This is a genomic window from Brevibacterium sp. K11IcPPYGO002, assembly GCF_050920635.1.
Classification (GTDB): Bacteria; Actinomycetota; Actinomycetes; order Actinomycetales; family Brevibacteriaceae; genus Brevibacterium.
Window position 1 is genome coordinate 610,274 of record NZ_CP131929.1, and the last position, 22,160, is coordinate 632,433.

The following is a 22,160-nucleotide window of genomic DNA, read 5'->3' on the forward strand; positions in this document are numbered from 1 at the left end:
GATCAGAACTCCGTGAGATCAACTCCGGAAAACGGCGCATCGTCTCCGCGAGCTGTGTAATCCAACCTGACCAGCAACCGTTGGTGAAAGCCGGCATCCGGGGAGTTTCGCTGGACGACAGTCAAGTTATAGTCCCCAGCCGCGACAGCAGGATTGACGAAATTGAGAAGCGGGTGCGGAATGTATCCCAATGATGCTCCGTTGTGACTGACTTTGAGCGCCAGTTCGGACTCTGGGTTCGAAGGTTCTCTCTCCACCTGCAGGGCCTCGCCGGGCCCCAGCTGCTCGAGAACGCAGTGGCCTTCCCCGTCGAGGTACCGCACACCATGGACAAAGAAGGCGAATGTATATCGATCTTCTCCAACTGCCTCTGGAAACGGAAGCAGCTCAAGATGGTCGTTGATCCTGCTGCCACCTGATCTTGCGAGAATCTCAAAGGGTTCGGCAGATTCCGAAAGTCTGAGGAACGCCAGTGATTTGGAGCGATCTGGGCGCGCTGGAGAGATGACGCGTTCGGCAAAGAACGGGAACAGCAGATCGGAATCTACCCCACCTGGATCCTTCGGCAGTCCCGGAAGCTCACGGAAGTATTCAGCCTGAACGTATGCGCTCAAGTACGAAAAGTGGAATGAATAATCGGGTTCTTGAGTGAGGATTCCGATGGTCTCATAAAGGTTCCGCGGGGGCAGTTTCTGGGTAACGAGCAGTTTCCGTGCATGCTGGCCGCTACGTGGAACCTGCGGGGCCGCAATCAGTTCTGTAGGGCGCATTGGAGAATCCTTCGCTTGTTTTCCTCTATTATCGCAGTCATCAATGTAGCGCGCGCATCTGACACGACATCTATGTCATGACAGACCTCGGCTACCTTGCCGACGTCCAGCTTCGCCAGGTGTTCGAGCCATGTCAGAGCGAAGCGGTCAGACTGTTTGAGCGAGTCGTACCAGAGCTCTACCAGTGATTGTTTTCTGTCCTCGAACCGTTTGGCTTTTCCTGCCCGGCAGAATTTGCTGACTGCCGAAAGCTTTTTGTCGCAGACGTCGTCCTCGACCGCAGAGGCCAACGATGATCCATGGTCAAAACTTGCGGCCAGCCGATCGGGTTGCTTTGCGTCGCCGAGCGGAGGTATCTCAATGGCCCAGTTTTCGGCGTGGCGGTCGTTATTCGCGCATAGGGCATCGAGCAGCAGGTATCCGCTGAAGACGTCGAATGCTGACCAAGGTTCATAGTTCGACTCAGCTGGGCCCTTCAGCCCTTCCAAGACCAAGGCGATGTTCGTGAGGTTGTGACCTGGGCGCTCGTTCGTAGTTCGGGTCCCAGCACAGGACACATATCCTTCGGTGCCGAGGAGCACTAGGTCGCCCGACCGGGAAGTGTGTTCCTTCCGAATCACATTTCGCGAAATGATGCCCTGGATTCCGTCTCGGACCGCCAAATGCACGGGTGCAGTCGGCAACTCCAAGAGCTTCGCGACCTCGCAGACGACTGCTTCGGCAACATCATCGTGTCGACGATAAGTCTGTCCGTCGTGACGGTTGCCGGTCTTTGCGCTCTTGAACAACCAATCTGCACCGAGGAGCGAGGGCGAGTCAGACATCGGGCCCGGAGCGATCCAGATCTTAGGGTCGGCACCCATCGACTCGTCACCCACGACCAGCCAGTCAGTGACATCTATGCGATCCATCTGAAGCCAGCCGTTGTCGGGCGAAGTATCAGAAAGTTGACACCTTCACTTCACCCAGGGCTCTTCGCCGGTCTCGGAGACGATCGGCTTACCGTTGTCGAGGTTCCACGACCCCATGCCGCCGTCGACATTGAAGGCATCGAAGCCATTCTGGTTGAGCCAGGCGACGGCTCGGTTCGAGCGTCCGCCGGTGCGGCAGACAACGTACATGTCGTCGTCGAGAGGAAGGTCGTCGAGGCGGCCCGGCAGTTCACCCAGCGGCACGTGGATCGCGCCTTCGATGTGCCCAGCCTCCCACTCGTCGTCCTCGCGGACGTCGATGATGGCGGCCCCTTCGGGGATGTCGTTGACGGTGACGGTCGTTTCTTCATCCATGACTTCAGTGTAGGCACGCAGACCCAGTGCTCGCACCTGCCCGAGAGGTCCGCAGCCGCACGCGGCGCCGCATCTGCCCGAGGCTTCCGAAGCCGCGCCGCCTCGCGACCACGCTCGCGCCTGTGCCCGACCCCATGCACACTGGCAGAACGGTTCCGGACCTCATGTCTCGGACTCGATTCCAAGGGGGCTGTTGCCGATCGGAGAGCCGTGTAAGAATGACCGTGCAGTCGCTGTCGCGCTCGCCGAATCCGGTCCGCGAGGGCCTCTGCAGCGCCAGGAACCGTCTGCGAAGGGAAACGGTCATGAATAACAGAGACACGAGTGACGAGTCACCGGCCGAGGAGAAGGCACGTGACGTCGCCGCGAAACTGGACGAGGCGGCCGAGCCGCTGGCCGGGACCTCGGACATGAAGCCGCAGGCTGAAGTCGGATACACCGAGCGCAACGTCGAGGCCCGTGCCCAGAACGCTGCCGACGCGGAAGGGGTGACGCTGCATCGGAACCCCGACGGCTCACACACGGCGGTGGACGAATCGAAAATCGCCGAGGCGGGCCCGAACTCGGAATCGCGCGAATCCGGGTCCTCCGCATCCTCCTCCGCCGGGTCCGTGGCCTCCTCCGCCACCGACGACACGGAAGCCGGCGGCACCCGCGGCGACAGGCAGAAGCCCGCGGGAGAAGCGGCGACAGACGAGCTCAACCAGGCCGATGTCGTGAAGATCCTGCGCGGCGCCGACTCCGTCATGCTCGCGACCGCGTTGGCTGACGGCAAGATCCTCGCCCACCCGATGGCGCCTCAAGAGGTCACCGAGGATGCCGACGTATGGTTCTTCCTCGCCCTCGACGGCGACCAGGCAAGTGCTCTGCGGACGAACCGCGAGGTCAATATCAGCATCGCCGAGGCGGGCAATTGGCTGTCGGTCGCCGGGCGCGTCGAGTTCGTCGACGACGAGGCCAAGGTCGATGAGCTGTGGTCGGATTCCGCCAAGGCTTGGTTCGATGACCGTCGGGATCCGAACCTCGGGCTCATCACGGTCGTCACACACTCCGCCCAGCACTGGGGGCTGCCCGGCGGCAAGGCATCGGGCCTGTTCCGCATGGTCAAGTCCAAGATCACCGGAGACCGTCCGGCAGGCGGCACTCAGACCACCGAACTCTGAGCCGTACCAGGCTCCACGGCGCTCGGCACGGCTCCTCCTCTGTCCGTGCCGGGCACCCGCACCTCCCGCCCGACCGCCTCGGCGAGGATTAGCATGGAGGCATGAGCAAGCGGATCGTCATCATCGGTGCAGGATTGGCCGGCACGACTGCGGCGCGGGAGCTGAACGCGCGCGGTCAGGCCGTCACCGTCATCGACCCCCGGGCCGGCGAGACGTGCGAGCGTCCGCCGCTGTCGAAGCACCTCTTCGACGGCTCCCGCCACCACCTGCCCTACCACCTCGAGTCGACGGAGCACATCACCTTCGTCCGTGACCGGGCAGAAGAGATCACCCTCGCCGAGGCGGCCGCGGACTCCCGCTACACCGCTGAGACCCAGCGGCACCCCCATCCGCTGGCCGAGCACCACGCCACCGCGGGCACCGTCCACCTGGCCTCGGGGGAGTCCATCGACTTCACCCACTGCATCCTCGCCACCGGGATGGCAGCGAACCGCCCGGAGGTTCCCGCCTACCCGGACGCCCTGCCGGTCTACGACCTCGCCGATGCCGAATGGATCCTCGCTCGCGTGAACAACGCAACCGAAGCTCTCAACGTCGGCGTGCTGGGCTCCGGTTATCTCGGAATGGAAGTGGCCACCTCGGCGGTGGCTGCCGGGCACCGCGCCACGGTCTACCTGCGCGGGAACGAACCCCTGCGCAAACAGCTCTCCGCTCCCGTCCGGCAGGCGCTGTTCGAGAGGCACAAAGCCGCCGGAGTCGACTTCGTCACCCACACCTCGAGCCCGGATGACATCCCGGCCGATGTTCACGACCTATTCATCACCAGCGTCGGAGCCCGCCCGCAACTGATTCCGATCGACGGTCACCGGCCCGCTCATGCGTGGGACGTGGATGAGAGGTTGGCAACATCCCATCCGGGTGTCTTCGCCGTCGGCGACTGCGCCATCGTCACCGCCGGACCCTATGCACTCGACCACCCCTGGGCCTGTGAACCGGTGGCCGAAAGCCACGGGAAATTCCTCGCCGAACTCCTCAGCGCAGACTCGGACGGGGCATCGATTGGTGTCGAAGACGCCCCCGAAGCCGGTTCGGGCAGCGGGTCGGCAGACGGTTCGACAGTCTGGTCCGATGTCCCTTGGCACTGGAGCTTCCAAGGCCCGGAGAAGGTGTTCACGGCGGGCCTGACGAGCCCCGACGCCGACGACACGATCATCCGATATGACCCCAGCGGAGCGAAATTCCAGGTCTTCCACTTCGACGGACCTGGCCCGGAGTCGTCGCTCATCGGTGTCGAGACGTTCAACTGGCCGCCGATGCAGGCGGCCGCCCGACGGGTACTCGGCGGTAATCACATTCCGACTCGGGCCCAGATCGCCGACCCCGACTTCGACTTCAAGGCTCACAGCCGACTGTGAGTCCGCGCTAGTCTCATCCCGTAGACTCTTCCTGTTCTATCCCCAGTCGCCGACGAGAGAATTTTCTGTTCATGGATATGGCCAGGCTTGCTGCCGACCACGGACTCGAGAGAGTGGGTGGACGGCCGTCTCTGCCCCAGTACGTCAGACAGCTTCTCAACCGAAGCGACTTCACGTACACGCTTGCGAAGTATCGGATGCAGTCCGAGAACGAGCGCAATCGCCTCGGCATGCTCTGGGTGCTGCTGCGCCCGGCGTTCTCGGCGCTGATCTACGGCACGGTCTTCGGCTTCATCATGCGGGGCGCCACCGCCCGGCCCGACGATTTCGCCCCCTTCGTCATCATCGGCGTCTTCGTCCTCGAGTTCTTCAACACCTCGATGAACGGCGGGGCGAAATCGATCATCTCGAACGCCTCTCTCGTCCAATCGCTGCCGTTCCCGCGCATCGTGCTGCCGATCGCCACGGTGTTCCAGAACCTGCTGAACTTCATTCCCACCTTCATCTTCATGGCACTGCTCGTCATGCTGTGGGGCGCGAAACCCGGTTGGGATTGGTTCCTCTTCATCCCCTTGGTCTTCCTGTTCTGGGTCTTCAACCAGGGTGTGGCCTTCATCTTCGCCCGCGCGACGGTCCACTTCCGTGACCTGTCCCAGGTGACTCCGTTCATCTCCCGGATGATCTTCTACACCTCGGGCGTCTTCTTCGACCTCAAGGTCATGGTCGAGAAGATCAACCCGGCGCTGCAGCCCTTCGCTGATTGGCAGCCGCTGAACAACGTCCTGGCGATCGCCCGCGGCATCCTCATGAAGGACGGTGTCATTCCCTACGATTACTTCTGGCACCTGGCGATCTGGGCATTCGGCATCTTCATCATCGGCTTCGTGTTCTTCTGGCAGGCCGAGGAAAGGTTCGGTCGTGATGAGTGAGACGAACGAAGAGCAGACCTTCGACACCGGCAGCCTGCCCGAGGTGACGCGGAACAACCCGCCCGTCGTCGTCTGCGACAACGTCCACGTCCGCTACAAGACGCTGGCCACGGGCAAGAAGCTCAAGCTCGGCAGCAAGGACGTCATGTCCAAGCGCCGCGAGCTGCGGGAGGTCCACGCCCTCAAGGGCGTCAGCTTCGTCGCGCACAAGAACGAATCCATCGGCATCATCGGCAGCAACGGCTCCGGGAAGTCCACGCTCATGCGGTCGATCACGGGGCTGACCCCGACCTCCGAGGGCGCGATCTATGCGACCTCACGGCCGAACCTCCTCGGTGTCGGTGCCGCTCTGATTCCGGATCTCTCCGGTGCTCGCAACATCATTCTCGGGTCTCTGGCGCTGGGGCTCACCCGTGACGAGATCGACGAGAAGTTCGATGAGATCGTCGAATTCACCGGACTCGAGGACTTCATCGACCTGCCGATGCGCACCTACTCCTCGGGCATGTCCCAACGGTTGAAGTTCGCCATCGCGACCTCGGTGCAGCATGAGATCCTCATCGTCGACGAGGCGCTCAACGTCGGTGACAAGAAGTTCCGTGACCGTTCCGAGGGCCGAATCCGGTCCATCCGTGAGAACGCCGGTACCGTCTTCCTCGTCTCGCACTCGATGCGCACGATCAAAGACACGTGCAACCGTGCTCTGTGGATCGAGAAGGGCGAGCTGCTCGCCGATGGCCCGGCGCTCGAGGTCATTCGCAAGTACCAGGCCTTCACCAAAGCTGAAAAGGCGAAGGAAGTCGAGCAGGAGCCGGGCTGAGGCACCGCATCCCCTAGCCGAGTCACAGTTCGCTCGGTAGATTCGACGGCATGGACAACAGTTCACGCGAGCCGATCGAGTCACGTCGCATCAGTGACCAGCCTGCGCTGCGCAGCTCGTCCGGCACGATCTGGATCGTGGCCGGAGGGATCTTCCTCGTCGTCATCGCGGGTGTGCTCACAGCGATCATCGTCTTCGGCAGCACGGCGGTGCCCACAGCGATCACCACGATCGTGATAGCGGCAGTGCTCTATCTGATCCTGCTCATCGCCCGCTTCGCCTTTCGACCGGGTCGAGTGCGTCTGTGGGTCATGGCCGCAGCAATGATCGGCATGGCCGTTGCCTCGCTCGTCGGTCTCGTCCTCTGCGTGGGCGCTGCCGCGAGCGGAGCCTGAGACTGCTCAGGCGAGCAGGGACGTGCGCTCGGGCGCGCGGGGCGGCTCTGTCCCTATGCGTTGGACCCTATCCGGCAGAGTTCGGCTGCAAATGCCCCTTGAGGTACTCACCGGTCACGCTGTGTGAGGTGTCCGCGACCTGCTGCGGGGTTCCCGTCGCGACGATCTGTCCACCGTCCTGACCCCCGCCGGGACCGAGGTCGATGATCCAATCGGCGTTTGCGATCATGTCGAGGTCGTGTTCGATGACGAGGACCGTTGCGCCATGGTCAAGCAGCTGTTGGAAGACGCGCACAAGCACACGCACATCCTCGGGGTGCAGGCCCACGGTCGGTTCGTCGAAGACGAAGAGCGTGTGCTGCTGCGACTTCCCGAGCTCGGTGGCGAGCTTGAGCCGCTGCGCTTCTCCGCCGGACAGTGCCGGTGTCGCCTCGTGGAGGGTGAGGTATCCGAGTCCTACATCTTTCAGCGCCCTCAGCCGGGCGTGGACCTTGCGCATCTCGGCAAGGTGGGGCAGCGCCTCGGCGACGGACATCGCCAACAGATCAGGCAGCGACAGCGGCTGACCATCAGCATCCGAGGCACGGCTGTACTCGTCTGCGTCCGGACTGTACCGGCGGCCCTCGCAGTCAGGGCAGGGGATGTCGACATCGGGGAGGAACTGCACGTCAAGGGTGATCTCGCCGGTTCCTTCGCATTTCGGGCAGCGCAGGGAACCCGTGTTGTACGAGAAGTCCCCGGCCGTGAGCCCGTCGACCTTCGCCGACTCGAGGCGGGCGTACGCTCGGCGAAGGTCGTCGAGCACGCCGGAATACGTGGCCACGGTGGAGCGGACATTGATGCCGATCGGGGTGGCGTCGACGACGTAGACCCGGTCGATCCCGTCGGCGTCGATCTCACGCACATGACCGGGCCGCGAACGTGCGTCGGGGGCCTTGAGCGCGGGGACGAGGCTGTCGAGGACGAGGGTGGTCTTGCCCGATCCGGACACTCCTGTGACGACGGTCAGCCGCTGCCGTGGGATCTCCGCGTCGAGGGCATGGACCGTGTGGATCGGTGCGGTGCGCAATCGGATCCGCCCGTGATCGAAGGTCGCCGAGGCGGCTGCGGACTCGCGTACGAGCGTTTCGGCACGGCCGGTGAGGTAGGGGCCGATGCGGGACTCGGGATGATTGTCGAGGTCGGCGACGGTGCCGGTGGCCACGACCGTTCCGCCGTCGCGTCCGGAGCCGGGACCGATCTCGATGAGGTGGTCGGCGGCGCGGAGGACCAGCGGGTCGTGGTCGACCATGACGACGGAGTTGCCCTCGTCGAGGAGGTCGGTGATGACGCCCTGAAGGCCCGTGATGTTCGAGGGGTGGAGACCGATCGAGGGTTCGTCGAGGACGTAGAGGACTCCAGTCGTCTCATTGCGCACGGCGCGGGCAAGCTGGACGCGTTGGCGTTCACCGGTCGACAGGGACGAACCGGCCCGGTCGAGGGCGAGGTAGCCGAGTCCGAGATCGAGCAATCGGCGGGCCATTCCGAGCAGCGCGTTCACCAACGATCTGGCCATGGATTGCATCGATGAGGGAAGCCCGGCAGGTACGTCCGCGGCCCAGTCGACGAGTTCGTCGAGGGTCTTGGCGGTCGCCTCGGCGAGGCCGATCTCACCGATGCGCGGTGCACGGGCGGCAGGGGAGAGTCGGGTGCCTTTACAGTCGGGGCAGACCTGTTCGGAGAGGAAGCGGCTGACCCGGGCGAAGCGCTTCTCATTGTCCGCGCGTTTGAGTTCCTCGGTCACGGTCAGGCGGGCGTTGCGGAAGGTGAAGTCGAGGTCGTGCAGTCCCTTCTTCGAGGTGACCGTGATGTGCTTCTTCTCTTCGGGGCCCGCAAAGACGATGTCGCGTTCCCAGCTCTCGAGGTCGCGCCAGGCCACGTCGGTGCGGACGCCGAACTCGCGGGCGATCTGTGGTTGGACGTTGAAGCCGAACATCTGCCAGGGGATGACGGTGCCGTCGTCGATCGACAGGTCGGGGTCGCGGATGAGGGAGGCATCGTCGACTTCTCTGATGGTGCCGATGCCCTCGCAGTGGGGGCAGGCTCCACCGGAATTGAAGGCAAGCTCCTCGGCGCCGGGAGCGTGGACGGTCTCACCGCATTCGGGGCAGTCGAAGGGCTCCTCGGCGGCGACGTTGAGGGTCGGCTTCTGTCGGTGTCCGTTGGGACAGAGGTGGGAGGCCAGTCGGGAGAACATCAGGCGGATGACGTTGAGCAGCTCGGTGGAGGTGCCGAAAGTCGAGCGGACTCCGGGGACTCCGGGGCGTTGCCGCAGGGCGAGGGCGGCGGGGATATGGCGGACGGTGTCGACATCGGCACGGGCGGCTTGAGCCATGCGTCGGCGGGTGTACGTCGACAGTGCTTCGATGTAGCGCCGCGACCCTTCGGCATAGAGCACTCCCATGGCCAGTGAAGACTTGCCCGACCCGGAGACGCCGGCGATGGCGACGAGGGTGTTCAGAGGCACGTCGATGTCGATGCCCTGCAGGTTGTGCACGCGGGCACCGCGGACCTCGACCGCCGTGGCAGGAGCAGGATTGCGGGCTTCGGTCGACATATCGTGATCGTAACAACCGGCACTGACGGACGCTTGCTGAGACAGTATTTGCGACCGGATATGACCGGACTACAATCGTCACGCTGACGACAGCAGGGGCGTACTCGCCAGATCAGAGACACCGATCAGAACGACAGCAAGCGACATCAGACCCAGGATGGCGAGCAACGGTGCCTGCATCCCGTAAGCCAACGAACCACCACCGGCTCCGCCGACCACGGCACCCGGGCAACTACAAGAAGAGGCACACGATGAGTGAGACGATCGAGGTCACCCGCGAAGAGAAGTCGCGGGCCCGCAAAGCCGTAGTGGCGGCCGGATTGGGCAACGCCCTCGAGTGGTACGACATCATCCTCTTCGGGTTCATGGCCACCTCCATCACCGTGGTCTTCTACCCCGGCGAGGGCCTGTCCGCCCAGCTGATGACCTGGGCGACGTTCGCCATCACCTTCGTCGTCCGCCCGCTCGGCGCCATCCTCATCGGCCGCTACGCCGACAAGCACGGCCGCAAGTCGGCCCTGTCGCTGACGATCGGTCTGATGACGCTCGGTGTGTTCATCATCGTCATCCTGCCCGGTGAGGCGACCATCGGCATCTGGGGTGCGATCGGCCTCATCATCGCCCGCATCATCCAGGGCATCTCCGCCGGTGGCGAATTCGGGTCCGCCACCGCCTTCCTCACCGAGAACGCCAAGCGCGGCAAGGCCTACTACGCGTCCTTCCAGACCGCGACCCAGGGCATCTCGATGTTCCTCGCCGCCGGTGTCTCATGGATCTTCAGCTCGACCCTGAGCGAAGAGGCCCTGCACTCCTGGGGCTGGCGTGTGGCCTTCGCCCTCGGCCTGCTCATCGGGCCCGTCGGCTGGTACATCCGCTCGAAGATGGATGACACCCCCGAATTCAAGGCCGCCGAGAAGACCGACAACCCGCTGCGCGTCCTCCTCGGCGAGCACTTCGGTCGCCTGTTCTCCGCGTTCCTCATCATCGCGATGGCCACGATCTCGGTCTACCTCATCACCTTCCTGCCGCAGTTCGCCGTCGGCAACCTCGGACTCGAACCGTGGGCGGCGTTCCCCGGAGCCGTCGTCGCCGGCCTCATCACCCTCATCGGCGCCCCGTTCGCCGGCCGCCTGGCCGACCGCGTGGGTCCGACGACCGTGATGATCCCGACGACCATCGTCGGCATCATCGTCGCGTGGCCGATGTTCATCCTCCTGACCGCGAACCCGTCGATCAGCGTCCTCACCCTGTGCGAGGCGATCGTCGGCCTGTTCATGGTCTTCTACTTCGGCCCGATGCCAGCTATGCTCTCCGAACTGTTCCCCGTCAAGGTGCGCAGCTCCGGCATGACCATCGCCTACAGCTTCGGCGTCGCGATCTTCGGCGGCTTCGCCCCGCTCATCCTCACCGCCCTGCTCGGTGCCACGGGTCTGCTGACCGTGCCCGGCTTCTACTACGCCGGCCTGTCGCTGCTGTCCCTCATCGGCGTCATCGTCGCCCGGAAGGTGTACAAGCAGGCGTGATCCTCGCCGAGGCGGTGCTGACCTCGCCGAGATGACGTCGATTCACAATGAATTGACGCACCGACCCATCCGATGCGCAGAGTGCTCCGAATCACGAGTGTTCGATCCCGACTGGGACCGTCCGACTATGAGGAGGAAAGACACCATGCGCACAGCGAAGAAGCTCATGCTCACCCCGGTGCTCGCCCTGACCGCCTTCGGCCTGGCAGCAGGCCCCGCGGCCGCGGCGACAGCCGGAAGCAGCGACTCCGAACAGGGCTGGACCTACCAGGCCGATCTCAATGAGGTCAACGACAGCGGAGCCTCGGGTGACATCATGATCACGCTCAAAGGCGATCAGGCGATGATCACCGAACACGTCGAAGGACTGGCCGAAGACTTCCAGGACGGCCCGTACCCCCACGTCCAGCACATCCACGTCAAGGCCAACGGCAGCGCCGAGTGCCCGACCGCCTCGGCGGATGAGGACGGCGACGGAATCGTCAACACCCCCGAAGGCGGAGCAGCCTACGGTGAGGTGTCCACGACCCTGACCGACTCCGGTGACACCAGCGCCGACGCCGCGGTCGATGTCGAGCACGCCGGCATCAAGGGCGGGTCGGCCACCTACGAGCGGACCATCGACCTCGACGCCGACACGAAGGACGCGATCAAGGACGGTCGCGCCACCGTCGTCGTGCACGGACTCGATCCTGCCAAGCAGTCGCAGGAGGTCCAGGACGCCAAGAGCCCCCTCGACGACAGCCTGCCGCAGGCCGCGACGGCCCCGGCACTGTGCGGGACGCTGGCTGACAGCCAGATGGGACAGCCGCCCAAGGGCGGACCGGACACCGGCGGCGGAAGCACCGCCGGCACCGATGACACCGTGATGCTCGCCGCCGGCGGGGGAGTCCTCGTAGCAGCGGGAGCCGCCTTCGCGATCTCCCGGAAGCGGAAGTCATCGGCCGAAACCCGGTGACCTTCGACCACGACTGAGACGGGAGCGACATGAACGGCAAGCAGGCCAGGACCGGCCGCGGCAGAATCGCATGGACCGCGGCGGCCCTGGCCCTGCTTGCCATCGCTGCCGTGCTCATCACCGCCGGTCTTCTCACCGACCACTCACCACCCCAACCCGACGCCGACTCCGCCGCCGAACAGTCCGAGTCGCGCACGACACCGTCGGCCGATGCAAAGCCGAAGGATCCCTCGACTCCCCGGACCGAACAGAGCGGCGACGGCGATCAGCAAGCCGGTATGGAGGCCTCGGCCCCCACCCGGCTGCGGATCCCGGCCATCGACGTCGACACCAGCCTCATGGATTTGGGGCTGACCGCCGACGACGAGCTCGAAGTCCCACCCCTGGGCAAGGACGCGCCCGCCGGCTGGTACAAGCGTTCACCCACCCCCGGCGAAGTGGGGCCTTCCCTCATCGTCGGACACGTCGACTCCGCTTCGGAGGGGCCTGCAGTGTTTTACCGTCTCGGTGCACTCGAGGCCGGAGACACCGTGTTGGTCACCCGGGAAGACGGCTCCGAAGCCGAGTTCACCATCGACGACGTCACCGACTACGGCAAGGACTCGTTCCCCGACTACCGGGTCTACGGCAACACCGAGGACCCCGAGATCCGCCTGATCACCTGCGGCGGGGAGTTCGACGACGACACCGGTCACTATGAGGACAACATCGTCGTCACCGGCCACCTCAGCGACGGCGGGTGAGGCTAAGCGACGGCGGGTGAGTCCCCGCAACCGCTTGTGAGCGCCCGCAACCGCGTGTCCAAAGGGCAGGTGCAGAGCCTTAGGGGTCTGCGCCTGCCCTTTGAGCACGCGGATGCAACTTCAGTTGCCGCCTACATGGCATGTTTGACGCCCTTCCTGACCAACACCCAGTTCGCCGGAAAACTCGTGAGGAAGCCCAGCATCATCGCAATCTGCATCATCAGCCAGAAGACCGGTGAATCGGGTTCTGGCGGCGAGGAGAAGAAGACCAGAGACACCAGTGCCATCCAGCCGAACATGCCGACTTCGAATGCGACCAGCGAGAGTGTGTCTGCCTTGATGGCATTCTTCAGGGCGTCCTTGGGGCTGTCGTGTTTGGTGAACCCCATCCCGAAGTACTGGAAGGCGATGCCGAAGATGTATGCCAGTGCGAACTCAACGACGTAGTCGGTGAGCAGGCTCGAACCGGCGATGACGAAGCCGGTGAGGAAGACCAAGGGCGCACCGATCATATCGCCGAGTGAGCAGCCGGCACTGCAGTGAGTTGTAGAGACGAACACGCTCTGCCAGAACGGCTTGCCCTGATCGTGGGAGTCCGTGGCATCCGTTGATTCGTGGTGCGACCGTCCCAGTGTGAAGTACGCCCAGATGCCGACGAGAGGGAAGAAAAGGCCGATGAGCGGCCAGACGAGGTTCATGATCGGCATCATCGACTGCCGGTGGCGCGTGATGTCGATGCTGATCGTCACTGCCTGGCCAGCGCTGACGGCGAGGGAAGTCCAGGCGAGCACTTCAAGCCATTCCATGGCGTCTCCGATCTGCCGTGGTCCGAGCCTTCCTGTCTGTCGCAGGCGCACACTTCGATCAGTGGGCGGACGCGACTGTGGCCACTCTATTCCCATGCGCGGCGCTCGTACACCGGGTGCCGGGACCGGGTCGTTGCCACGATCGCACCTTAAGCGAATCCGCTCGACGGGGCGGCGGAATGAACGCCACTCACCTGCCGGTGGTCGCTTCGGGCCCGGCCTCCCGACGCCGCTCACCCGCCGTGGTGAGTGCCCGCAACCGCGTGTTCAAAGGGCAGGTGCAGAGCCTTAGGGGTCTGCGCCTGCCCTTTGAACACGCGGATGCAATTTCAATTGCCGACGGCCACCTCGACGCCGGCCTCCTCGGCCTTCCGCGCCTTCGCGGCCACCCGCTCCAGACGGACGACGTGAGCGAGCAGAGCGAACCAGACGAGAGCCAGGCCGGCGAGCGTCAGCCACACAGCAGACGCATCCAACCCGAAGGTGAGCAGGATGGTGCGGATATTCGTGAGGATGATGATTCCGCCCGCGGCGACAGCCAGCACCTTCGCGGGCAGCAGCTTGACCAGCCATGCGGCGAACGGTGCGGCGATGACGCCGCCGACGAGCAGCGCCGCCACGATCTGCCATTCGATGCCCTGCGATCCCAACGCGATGAGGAACCCGAGCGAACCGCCGACGGCGACGACGAACTCACTCGTATCGATCGACCCGATGACCTTCCGCGGCTCCAAACGACCTGATGAGAGCAGCGTCGTCGTCCCGACCGGACCCCAGCCGCCACCGCCGATGGCATCGAGTGCTCCACCGACGAAGCCGACCGGCACGAGCATCCCCGCACTCGGCCGTGACTTGAACTCCGGACGCTTCCCACCCAGTGCGAGGAACCGCCAGATCACGTACACCCCGAGCGCGAGCAGGATCCCCGAGATCCACGGGGTCGCAGCCTCCCCGTTGAGACTGGCGAGGAACGTCGACCCGAGGACCGCGCCGATGAAGCCGGGCCCGGCGAGGATGCCCACCGTCCGCCAGTCGACGTTGCCGAACCGGTGATGGGAGATCCCCGACACCAGACTTGTGCCCAGTTCGGAGAAATGCACCGCCGCCGAGGCGGCCGCCGGTGCCGTCCCCGCCGCCAGTAACAGCGTGGTTGAGGTGACCCCATAGGCCATGCCCAGGGAGCCGTCGATGAGCTGCGCGATGAGGCCGACGATCCCGAGGATGATGAGCTGACGCATGTGCTTGCCTTTCGTGGATGACGCGAAGGAGGTGGAGGCGCAGACGGTGAGGACGACGTCGACGACGCGGACGTGTCAGATGCGCAGAAGTGCGTTGACAACACACACTAGCGAAACTGTTGAGCAGAATGGGAAATCAACGGCAATCCTACGAACTCGGTCGCCGTATGTCGAAAGATGACGCAAAATGGCGAAATTTCGCCAATGACGAGCCTGAGTGCGGGGTTGATGCGGATGGGTTACGCTGTGGCAATGCATTCAAGAGTCACGAAAGCTGATCGCGCCGGCCACTCAGCCGTTGAGCAATCAACGTATTCGACTCACGAGCGGGCGCTGTGACCCGGGCGGGCACTGTGACTCGGGCGGGCGCTGGGACGGGGCTGCCGTCGGTGGGTCTGATCTCCCACGGAACCTCATCGCCGACCGGGCAGGTCCTCATCGAGGTGCTCGCCGCGGAGGTCGCCACTGACCTGCGCATTCGGGGCATCGCCGACGAGGTCATGCTCGGTCATGTCGACGTCCAGAAGCCCGACGTCGACGAGGTGATCGCCCGACTGCCCGCCGACCGTCCGGTGATTCTCGTGCCGCTTCTGCTCTCGCCGGGCTATCACGTCCATGTCGACCTCGCCGAGGCGGTCGGTCGTGCCGCTGAATCGGGCCGTGATGTTCGACGGACCCCCACGCTCGGTCCGGATCCGAGGCTCGCAGAGATCCTCGCCGATCGACTTCCGCCCTTGCGGGACAATGACGAGGTCATCCTCGCCGCAGCCGGTTCGAGTGACGAACGGGCGAACGAGTCCTGCCGCGAGATGGGCAGACTGTTGGCGGCAGAGCTCGATCGTCCCGTCGAGGTCGGCTTCCTCGCCGGCGGGGGAGTGCCGTTGAAAGACTTCGTTGAACAGAGCCGCAGTCGCGGCGCCCGCCCCGTGCTAGCGAACTACCTGCTGGCTCCGGGATTCTTCGACGATCTCGCGCGCAGACTCGTCGCCCGCGGAGGTGCGAAGGCCGACGGAGGTGCGAAGGCCGGCGTCGCCGGAAGTGCGAGCGGCAGTGTGAAGAGCGGCGATGCCGGTAGTGGCAGCAGCGCTGACTCGCCCGGCGTCCTCGCCCCGCCCCTGCTCACCGGCGGTGCCGCTTCCGCCGTGCCGCCCCGGCTCGTCGACATCGTCCGCGACCGAGTCCGCGAGGGCATCTGCGGCCGAGTCGGTGCCGGTGTTCTCGCGGCCGGCCGCAATAGTGGCGCAGGCAGCGCCCATGCAGATAGCGCCCATGCCGAAGGCGGCTGTCATGACTACGCCCACCCCACCGCACCGGACATGCTCAACGCCTGACCGCGCTCGCGGCAGACCGTGACGCCATATGTCACTCCGTGACACAAACCCTTCGGTAATTTGTTGAGCAATTCGGCATTCATGTAGCGTGACTCATCACTGGTTCCCCTCAGCGTTTGGAGACAGCAATGTCCACTCAGGTGGAAGAGAACAAGGAAACAGCGGGTAAACGAGCCGCAAAGCGGCCCGCCCGCCCAAAGAAGTCCAATGGGCAGTGGAAGATCGACGGTCATGAACCGTTGAACAAAAACGAAATCGACAAGGCCGAGGACAACGGCCTCAACGTTCGCGCCCGGATTGAGACCATCTACGCCAAGCGCGGATTCTCTTCGATCGACTCCGACGACCTGCACGGCCGCTTCCGCTGGTGGGGCCTGTACACCCAGCGCAAACCCGGAATCGACGGCGGCCGCACCGCGAAGCTCGAACCGCATGAGCTCGAAGACGAATACTTCATGCTCCGTGTCCGGATCGACGGCGGCAAGCTCACCACCGATCAGCTGCGGGTCATTGCGGACATCTCCACCGAATTCGCCCGCGACAGCGCCGACCTCACCGACCGCCAGAACATCCAGCTGCACTGGATCGAGATCGAGAGCATGCCTGAGATCTGGCGCCGCCTCGAAGCGGTCGGCCTGCAGACCACCGAAGCCTGCGGCGACGTCCCCCGCGTCATCCTCGGCTCACCCGTGGCCGGCATCGCCGCCGACGAACTCATCGACCCGACACCGGCGATCGAAGAGATCTCCCGCCGCTACATCGGCGACCAGTCACTGTCGAACCTGCCGCGCAAGTACAAGACCGCGATCACCGGCCACCCCAGCCAGGACGTCGTCCACGAGATCAACGACTGCTCCTTCGTCGCCGTCGACCACCCCGAACACGGCATCGGCTACGACCTGTGGGTCGGCGGCGCCCTGTCCGTCGTCCCCCGCTTCGCCGAACGCCTCGGCACCTGGGTCGCCCCCGACCAGGTCGTCGAGACGTGGCTGGGCGTCACCCAGATCTTCCGCGACTACGGCTTCCGCCGTCTGCGCAACAAGGCGCGCCTGAAGTTCCTGCTTGCCGATTGGGGTCCGGAGAAGTTCCGCGAGATCCTCGAAACCGAATACCTCGGCTACAAACTCGCCGACGGACCGGCACCGGCCAAACCGCTCACCGCCGGCGACCATGTCGGCGTGCACAAGCAGACCGACGGCCGCTACTACATCGGCGTCAGCCCCGTCGTCGGTCGCGTCTCGGGCACCCTGCTCGGCCAACTCGTCGACCTCGCCGAGAAGTACGGCTCCACTCGCCTGCGCACCACCCCGCACCAGAAGGTCCTTCTCCTCGACATCGAGGAGAAGGACGTCGAGGCCGTCGTCGCCGAACTCGACGCCTTGGGCCTGTCCAGCCGCAAGGACCTCTTCCGCCGCTCGACGATCGCGTGCACCGGCATCGAATACTGCAAACTCGCCATCGTCGAGACCAAGCAGACCGCAGCCGACACCATCACCAAGCTCGAGGAGCGCCTCGCCGACATCGAGGAGCTGCCCCACCCGATCAGCTTCCACCTCAACGGCTGCCCGAACTCCTGCGCCCGCATCCAGACCGCCGACATCGGGCTCAAGGGCCAGATCGTCACCACCGACGACGGCGAACAGGTTCCCGGCTTCCAGGTCCACGTCGGCGGCGGCCTGGCCTCGAAAGACCGCGACGAAGCCGGACTCGGCCGCACCGTCCGCGGACTCAAGGTCACCGCCGAGAACCTCAGCGACTACGTCGAGAAGCTCGTCCGCCGCTTCCTCGCCGGGCGCGAGGAGACCGAAACATTCTCCGAATGGGCCCACCGCGTTGACGAGGAGGAACTGGTATGAGCCGCACGAACACGACCACCACCGAGGCGACTCCCACCTCGGCAACCTCGGCGAGAGGAGGGGCACCGGCAAAGCCCCGCCCCGAACCACGTCCCGTCGAGGAGCTCAAAGCCCTCGCCGAGGCGGGTGCCCGTGAACTCGCCGGTGACCCGGAGAACGGGGTTCCCGAGGCCAACCCCGCCGACGTCATCCGCTGGGTGTCCCGCAACTTCGACACCGCGGCCTGCGCCGTGGCCTGCTCGATGGCCGACGCCGCCCTGCCGCACTACGTCGCCCAGTACCAGCCCGGCGTCGACGTCCTCTTCCTCGACACCGGCTATCACTTCCGGGAGACCTATGACACCCGCAACGAGGTGGCCCGCCGAGTCGATGTCCACATCGTCGACGTCCTCCCGGAGCAGACCGTCGAAGAGCAGGACGCCGAGTTCGGCAAGGACCTCTTCGCCCGCGACCCGGGCCTGTGCTGCGCCCGCCGCAAGGTCGCACCATTGAGCAAGTCACTGAAGGGCTACGAACTCTGGTTCACCGGAGTCCGTCGTGACGAGGCCCCGACCCGGACGAACACGCCGCTGATCACCTTCGATGAGAAGAACGGCCTCGTCAAGGTCAACCCCCTGGCCGCATGGTCGTTCGACGACCTCCTCGACTACTCGCGCGCCTTCGACGTCCCGGTCAACCCGCTGCTTGACCAGGGGTACCCGTCGATCGGCTGCCAGCCCTGCACTCGCCCCGTCGCCGAAGGGGAAGACCCCCGCGCCGGCCGTTGGGCCGGATCGACCAAAACAGAATGCGGACTCCACACATGAGCATCGACACCCAGTTCAACCACGACACCCGCACCACCACCGAGGCGACACCCGCCAACCCGACGAACACTTCCCTGTCCACCCTCGACGTCCTCGAATCCGAAGCGATCCACATCATCCGTGAGGTCGCCGCCGAGTTCGAACGCCCCGTGCTGCTGTTCTCCGGCGGCAAGGACTCCGTGACGGTCCTGCACCTCGCGGCGAAGGCGTTCTGGCCGGCGAAAATCCCGTTCGGACTCCTCCACGTCGACACCGGACACAACTTCGACGAGATCATCCGCTTCCGTGATGAGACTGCGGAGAAGTACGGCCTCGACCTCACGGTGGCGAAGGTCCAGGACTACATCGACGACGGCCGTCTGCGCGAACGCCCCGACGGGACCCGCAACACTCTGCAGACCCAGCCGCTGCTCGATGCCATCACGGGCGGGAAGTTCGACGCCGTCTTCGGCGGTGCCCGCCGCGACGAGGACAAAGCTCGGGCGAAGGAACGGATCCTGTCCCTGCGCGACGAATTCGGCGGCTGGAACCCCAGCAGCCAGCGCCCCGAACTGTGGAACCTCTTCAACGGCCGCCACCTGCCCGGCGAACACGTCCGCGTGTTCCCGATCTCGAACTTCACCGAACTCGACGTGTGGAGCTACATCGCCCGCGAAGGCATCGAGCTGCCCGAGCTCTACTTCGCCCACGACCGCGAAGTCTTCCAACGCGACGGCATGTGGTGGGCCACCGGCGAATTCTCCACCCCGCGCGAGGACGAGACAGTCACGACCAAGACGGTCCGCTACCGCACCGTCGGGGACATGAGCTGCACCGGTGCCGTCGAATCGAGCGCCGATGACCTCGAGTCCATCCTCGCCGAGGTGGCCGCCACCACTGTGACCGAGCGCGGAGCCACGCGCGCCGACGACCGGATCTCGGCCGCGGCGATGGAAGACCGCAAGAAGGACGGGTACTTCTGATGACGACAACCACTGACGCAACCGCCACCACAACCACCACCGAGGCGACGCCGACTTTGGACACGACGACGAAGACGCTGCTGCGCTTCGCCACCGCCGGATCCGTCGACGACGGGAAATCCACGCTCGTCGGCCGGCTCCTCCACGATGCGAAGGCGATACTGGCCGACCAGCTCGCCGCCGTGACAGCGACCAGCCGGGAACGCGGCTTCCTCGGCGGAGAGTTCGACTTCGCTCTGCTCACCGACGGTCTGCGGGCCGAACGCGAACAGGGCATCACCATCGACGTCGCCTACCGGTACTTCGCCACCGACCGTCGCTCGTTCATCCTCGCCGACTGCCCCGGACACGTGCAGTACACGAGGAACATGGTCACGGGAGCCTCGACCGCCGATGCCGTCGTCGTCCTCATCGACGCCCGCACCGGAGCGACCGAACAGACCCGCCGGCATCTGACCGTCGTGTCCCGCCTGGGCATCCGCCACGTCATCATCGCCGTCAACAAGATCGACCTCGTCGACTACGACCAGGCAGCGATCGAGACCGTCGAAAACGACATCACGACCCTCGCGGACGAGATCGGCCTCGAGACCCCGCACCTCATCCCGATCTCTGCGCTCGCCGGGGACAATGTCGCCACCACCTCGGACAACACACCCTGGTATTCCGGCCCGGCGCTGCTCGAACTCCTCGAGACCCTGCCGAGTGCGGACGAGGACACCGCCGATCTCGAGGCCTTCCGCCTCGACGTGCAGACCGTGCTGCGCCCGCAAGGGGGACTGGCACCGGGTCTCGACCCCGAGGAATTTCGGGACTACCGGGCGGTGGCCGGACAGATCACGGCCGGGCGGGTCAGCCTCGGCGATGAGATCGAGATCCACCCCGCCGGGCTGACAACGACGGTGACTGGAATCGATACCGCCAGCGGACCGCTTGAGACCGCGAGTGCGCCGCTGTCGGTGGCACTGCGGTTGGCCGATGACGTCGATACCGCCCGGGGCAGCGTCATCGCCGCGGCCGGGACCCTGCCCACCCCGCGCCGGGAACTGCGCGCCGAGGTCTTCCCCTTCACGTCCGAGGGCCTGCGCACGGGGGATCGGGTGCTCATCAAGACGGGCACGACGACCGTGAAGGGAATCGTCACCATCGAGGCCAAACGCAACCTTGAGACCTCCGGGCTGGAGGCCGCCGAGGTGCTCGCCGGCAACGACATCGGCCTGGCCCGGGTGAAGCTGTCCGCCGAGCTGCCGGCCCCGGACTTCCGCGACCACGGCACGGCCGGAGCCTTCGTCGTCATCGACCCGCAGTCGGGCAACACCCTCGCCGCGGGAATCCACACTCCCGAGGACCAGTCATGACACTCTTCCTCCCGCAGCAGCCGGGCACCGTGCTGCTCGTCGGTGCCGGACCGGGCGATCTCGGACTGCTCACCGTCACCGGTCTGCGCGCCTTGGAACGCGCCGATGTCATCGTCGCCGATCGCCTCGGCGCCCGATCGGTCATCGATCAGTTCGAAACCGAACGCGGCGCACCCCTGGATGCCCGGATCATCGACGTCGGCAAGCAGCCGGGACACCATCCGGTGCCGCAGAGCGAGATCAACGACATCCTCATCGAACAGGCGAAGCTGGGCCACCGGGTCGTTCGGCTCAAGGGCGGGGACCCCTTCGTCCTCGGACGTGGGGGAGAGGAGGTCACCGCCTGTCGGGCCGCCGGTGTCGATGTCCGCGTCGTTCCCGGCGTGACCAGCGCGAACTCGGTTCCCGCGGTCGCCGGAATCCCGCTCACCCACCGAGGGGTGGCCACCTCGTACACGGTCGTGACCGGTCACGACCAGCTCGGTGAGATCGGCGGGGGACGCGACCACACCGTCGTCGTGCTCATGGGAGTGGGCACACTCATCAACTCGGCGATGGTGCTCGCCCGCACCGGGCGCGGTGACGACTGCCCGGTCGCGATCGTCGAAGACGGATTCGGTGAGAACCAGCGGGTGACCATCGGAACGCTCGGCGACATCGCCTTCCGGGCGGCTCGCCGAGGCGTCCGGTCACCGGCCGTGATCGTCGCCGGTGATGTCGTGACCCTGAGCCCCTACGCCGATGGTGCGTTCACCCAGGCGACCGAGCCTGTGCCAGCGCACGCATCCGAACTCGTGAGGAACCCATGACCTACATCATCGCCCAGCCGTGCGTGGACCTGAAGGACCGAGCCTGCATCGAAGAATGCCCGGTCGACTGCATCTACGAAGGCACCCGCTCCCTCTACATCCACCCCGACGAATGCGTCGACTGCGGGGCGTGCGAACCCGTGTGCCCCGTCGAGGCGATCTTCTACGAAGACGATGTGCCCGATGAGTGGGAGGCCTACTACAAGGCGAACGTCGAATTCTTCGACGACATCGGCTCCCCGGGCGGAGCGGCCGCCCACGGGGTCGTCGACAAAGACCATCCCTTCATCGCCGCACTGCCGCCGCAGAACACCGACGACTGAACACCCAGCGACAACTGAACTCCAGCGACTTCGCTCCTAACCATTCCGAGCGACTCCTCTCACCTCCGACTGA

21 protein-coding genes are annotated in these 22,160 nt (G+C 65.1%); 15 read left to right on the forward strand and 6 right to left on the reverse strand.

Annotated features, from left to right (window positions below):
* Positions 1-2: 2 nt before the first annotated feature.
* The 3 genes from QYM46_RS02755 to QYM46_RS02765 are packed head-to-tail and all read right to left on the reverse strand — an operon-like array spanning position 3 to position 2,056.
* Positions 3-770, reverse strand: coding sequence for an HIRAN domain-containing protein (locus QYM46_RS02755; RefSeq protein WP_432790757.1), 768 nt, complete (start codon positions 768-770; stop codon positions 3-5).
* Positions 752-1,681, reverse strand: a complete 930-nt coding sequence (locus QYM46_RS02760) for a hypothetical protein (protein ID WP_432790758.1) — start codon at positions 1,679-1,681, stop codon at positions 752-754. Before QYM46_RS02760 ends, QYM46_RS02755 begins: the two co-directional genes overlap by 19 nt.
* 45 nt (positions 1,682-1,726) lie before the next feature.
* Positions 1,727-2,056, reverse strand: a complete 330-nt coding sequence (locus QYM46_RS02765; RefSeq protein ID WP_101596644.1) for a rhodanese-like domain-containing protein — start codon at positions 2,054-2,056, stop codon at positions 1,727-1,729.
* 305 nt (positions 2,057-2,361) lie between these two features.
* Here QYM46_RS02765 and QYM46_RS02770 point away from each other — a divergent pair, with 305 nt between their 5' ends.
* The 5 genes from QYM46_RS02770 to QYM46_RS02790 all read left to right on the forward strand — a co-directional run bounded on the left by QYM46_RS02770 (position 2,362) and on the right by QYM46_RS02790 (position 6,778).
* Positions 2,362-3,219 carry a pyridoxamine 5'-phosphate oxidase family protein gene (locus QYM46_RS02770; protein WP_432790759.1) on the forward strand — a complete coding sequence of 286 codons (858 nt, stop codon included), beginning with the start codon at positions 2,362-2,364 and terminating at the stop codon, positions 3,217-3,219.
* A 101-nt stretch (positions 3,220-3,320) separates the two neighbouring features.
* Positions 3,321-4,634: an FAD-dependent oxidoreductase gene (locus QYM46_RS02775; RefSeq protein ID WP_432790760.1), complete on the forward strand. Its 1,314-nt coding sequence runs from the start codon at positions 3,321-3,323 to the stop codon at positions 4,632-4,634.
* Positions 4,635-4,705: 71 nt separating this feature from the next.
* Positions 4,706-5,563, forward strand: coding sequence for an ABC transporter permease (locus tag QYM46_RS02780; protein WP_432790761.1), 858 nt, complete (start codon positions 4,706-4,708; stop codon positions 5,561-5,563).
* Complete coding sequence (locus QYM46_RS02785; protein ID WP_169251250.1) at positions 5,556-6,383, forward strand: ABC transporter ATP-binding protein; 828 nt, start codon at positions 5,556-5,558, stop codon at positions 6,381-6,383. Before QYM46_RS02780 ends, QYM46_RS02785 begins: the two co-directional genes overlap by 8 nt.
* Before the next feature lie 50 nt (positions 6,384-6,433).
* The gene (locus QYM46_RS02790; protein ID WP_432790762.1) at positions 6,434-6,778 is read left to right on the forward strand and encodes a hypothetical protein; all 345 of its coding nucleotides are present in this window, start codon (positions 6,434-6,436) and stop codon (positions 6,776-6,778) included.
* Positions 6,779-6,845: 67 nt separating this feature from the next.
* On the opposite strand, the gene QYM46_RS02795 is transcribed toward QYM46_RS02790, so the two are convergent.
* Positions 6,846-9,374, reverse strand: a complete 2,529-nt coding sequence (locus tag QYM46_RS02795; protein WP_432790763.1) for an excinuclease ABC subunit UvrA — start codon at positions 9,372-9,374, stop codon at positions 6,846-6,848.
* 251 nt (positions 9,375-9,625) lie between these two features.
* Here QYM46_RS02795 and QYM46_RS02800 point away from each other — a divergent pair, with 251 nt between their 5' ends.
* The 3 genes from QYM46_RS02800 to QYM46_RS02810 all read left to right on the forward strand — a co-directional run bounded on the left by QYM46_RS02800 (position 9,626) and on the right by QYM46_RS02810 (position 12,598).
* Entirely contained in the window at positions 9,626-10,897 is a 1,272-nt protein-coding gene (locus QYM46_RS02800) for an MFS transporter (protein WP_432790764.1), read from the forward strand.
* A gap of 145 nt (positions 10,898-11,042) precedes the next feature.
* A complete protein-coding gene (locus tag QYM46_RS02805; RefSeq protein WP_432790765.1) occupies positions 11,043-11,855 on the forward strand; it encodes a hypothetical protein in 813 nt (270 codons plus the stop codon).
* 29 nt (positions 11,856-11,884) lie between these two features.
* Entirely contained in the window at positions 11,885-12,598 is a 714-nt protein-coding gene (locus QYM46_RS02810) for a class F sortase (protein WP_432790766.1), read from the forward strand.
* Between the two features lie 131 nt (positions 12,599-12,729).
* Here QYM46_RS02810 and QYM46_RS02815 read toward each other — a convergent pair whose 3' ends face one another.
* Both QYM46_RS02815 and QYM46_RS02820 read right to left on the reverse strand, forming a co-directional pair.
* Positions 12,730-13,404: a DUF4396 domain-containing protein gene (locus QYM46_RS02815; RefSeq protein ID WP_169251256.1), complete on the reverse strand. Its 675-nt coding sequence runs from the start codon at positions 13,402-13,404 to the stop codon at positions 12,730-12,732.
* A 329-nt stretch (positions 13,405-13,733) separates the two neighbouring features.
* Entirely contained in the window at positions 13,734-14,642 is a 909-nt protein-coding gene (locus QYM46_RS02820; RefSeq protein WP_025776719.1) for a sulfite exporter TauE/SafE family protein, read from the reverse strand.
* A gap of 389 nt (positions 14,643-15,031) precedes the next feature.
* On the opposite strand from QYM46_RS02820, the gene QYM46_RS02825 reads away from it, so the two are divergent.
* The 7 genes from QYM46_RS02825 (at position 15,032) to fdxA (ending at position 22,087) form a co-directional block, all read left to right on the forward strand.
* Complete coding sequence (locus tag QYM46_RS02825; protein WP_432790767.1) at positions 15,032-15,973, forward strand: sirohydrochlorin chelatase; 942 nt, start codon at positions 15,032-15,034, stop codon at positions 15,971-15,973.
* A 128-nt stretch (positions 15,974-16,101) separates the two neighbouring features.
* A complete protein-coding gene (locus QYM46_RS02830) occupies positions 16,102-17,829 on the forward strand; it encodes a nitrite/sulfite reductase (RefSeq protein ID WP_432790768.1) in 1,728 nt (575 codons plus the stop codon).
* Positions 17,826-18,635 carry a phosphoadenylyl-sulfate reductase gene (locus tag QYM46_RS02835; protein ID WP_432790769.1) on the forward strand — a complete coding sequence of 270 codons (810 nt, stop codon included), beginning with the start codon at positions 17,826-17,828 and terminating at the stop codon, positions 18,633-18,635. The genes QYM46_RS02830 and QYM46_RS02835 overlap by 4 nt, the downstream gene beginning before the upstream one ends.
* Complete coding sequence (gene cysD / locus QYM46_RS02840) at positions 18,632-19,597, forward strand: sulfate adenylyltransferase subunit CysD (RefSeq protein ID WP_432790770.1); 966 nt, start codon at positions 18,632-18,634, stop codon at positions 19,595-19,597. Before QYM46_RS02835 ends, cysD begins: the two co-directional genes overlap by 4 nt.
* Positions 19,597-20,955, forward strand: a complete 1,359-nt coding sequence (locus QYM46_RS02845; protein WP_432790771.1) for a sulfate adenylyltransferase subunit 1 — start codon at positions 19,597-19,599, stop codon at positions 20,953-20,955. Before cysD ends, QYM46_RS02845 begins: the two co-directional genes overlap by 1 nt.
* Positions 20,952-21,764, forward strand: a complete 813-nt coding sequence (gene cobA, locus QYM46_RS02850; RefSeq protein WP_432790772.1) for a uroporphyrinogen-III C-methyltransferase — start codon at positions 20,952-20,954, stop codon at positions 21,762-21,764. Before QYM46_RS02845 ends, cobA begins: the two co-directional genes overlap by 4 nt.
* On the forward strand, positions 21,761-22,087 hold the full coding sequence (fdxA, locus tag QYM46_RS02855; RefSeq protein WP_025776713.1) for a ferredoxin: 327 nt from the start codon (positions 21,761-21,763) through the stop codon (positions 22,085-22,087). Before cobA ends, fdxA begins: the two co-directional genes overlap by 4 nt.
* Positions 22,088-22,160: the final 73 nt, after the last annotated feature.